The sequence below is a fragment of the Actinocorallia libanotica genome, assembly GCF_039525175.1.
Classification (GTDB): domain Bacteria; phylum Actinomycetota; class Actinomycetes; order Streptosporangiales; family Streptosporangiaceae; genus Actinocorallia; species Actinocorallia libanotica.
The window spans coordinates 1-1459 of record NZ_BAAAHH010000100.1 but is presented as its reverse complement, the minus strand read 5'-3'; the positions used below and the strand labels follow the sequence as shown (position 1 = coordinate 1459).

1 protein-coding gene is annotated in these 1459 nt (G+C 66.6%); it reads left to right on the top strand.

The genetic code is table 11. The annotated features are described in order from the left end of the window. The first annotated feature begins 50 nt into the window (after nt 1-50). Nucleotides 51-1451 carry an IS30 family transposase gene (locus ABD140_RS39775; protein WP_344248230.1) on the top strand — a complete coding sequence of 467 codons (1401 nt, stop codon included), beginning with the start codon at nt 51-53 and terminating at the stop codon, nt 1449-1451. The last annotated feature ends 8 nt before the right edge of the window (nt 1452-1459 follow it).

Here is a 1459-nt window from a genome sequence, read left to right as displayed (position 1 = left end):
TGGTGGATTCAACTGGTCGTTGCAACACCTCGTAGCTGGAGGTGTTGTTGGTGGGTGTGGGGAAGCGGCAGCGGGCTGTCCGGTTGTATCGGGGGCAGATTCCGTCGCCGGGGCGGCCGACGGTTGCTTGGCGCCAGGATCGTGTCCGGTTCTGGCGAGCAATCGCGCGGGGGTCGAGTTCGGAGGATGCCGCGGTCGGGATCGGCGTGTCCCAGGCGGTGGGGACTCGGTGGTTTCGCCAGGCTGGCGGGGTGGGACCTTGTCTTGCTCCGGCGGTGTCGGGGCGCTATCTGTCGTTCGCGGAGCGGGAAGAGATCGCGCTGTTGCGCGCCCGGCAGGCCGGTGTGCGGGAGATCGCGAGGATTTTGGGGCGTTCACCGTCGACCATTTCACGGGAGTTGCGGCGGAATGCCTCCTCGCGGTCGTATTCGGTGGAATACCGGGCGTCGGTGGCTCAGTGGCATGCCGAGCGCCGGGCGCGACGGCCCAAAGCAGCGAAATTGACCGTCAACGACCGGCTCCGCGCTTATGTTCAGGAACGGTTGTCGGGCGCCGTCCGCACTCCGGGCGGGTTGATCGCCGCGGGACCGTGGGTTCCGGAGTGGAAGGGCCGCAACAAGCCCCGGCGGCAGGATCGGAGCTGGGTTTCGGGCTGGAGTCCGGAGCAGATTTCCCACCGGTTGAAGGTCGACTTTCCCGAGGATGGGTCCATGCGGATCTCGCACGAGGCGATCTATCAGGCACTGTTCATCCAAGGACGGGGCGCTCTGAAGCGCGAACTGGTCGCCTGCCTGCGCACCGGCCGTGCTCTGAGGGTCCCCCGGGCACGCTCCAGGCAGCGCGCCAGCGGCCATGTCACCCCGGAGGTGATGATCAGCCAGCGGCCGGCAGAGGCCGAGGACCGCGCGATACCGGGCCATTGGGAAGGCGACCTCATCATCGGCACCGGCCGGTCCGCGATCGGCACGCTGGTGGACCGAACGACACGGTTCACCCTGCTGCTGCACCTGCCCCGGATGGACGGCTACGGAACCGAGCCCCGAGTGAAGAACGGCCCGGCGCTGGCCGGCCGCGGTGCCCAGGCCGTGAAAGACGCAATCGCCACCACGATCACCACCCTGCCCGAGGAGCTGCGCCGCTCGCTGACCTGGGACCGCGGCAAGGAACTGGCCCAGCACGCCCGCCTTCGCATCGACACCGGGCTGCAGGTCTACTTCGCCGACCCCCACAGCCCCTGGCAACGAGGAACGAACGAGAACACGAACGGACTATTGCGCCAATACTTCCCCAAAGGCACAGACCTATCGCGATGGGACGAAGAAGAACTCGCAGCCGTAGCCCACGCACTCAACACCCGACCCCGCAAAACACTCGGATGGAAGACACCCGCCGAAGCCCTCAACGAACAACTACTGTCGATCCAACAAACCGGTGTTGCGACGACCGGTTGAACTCAAGA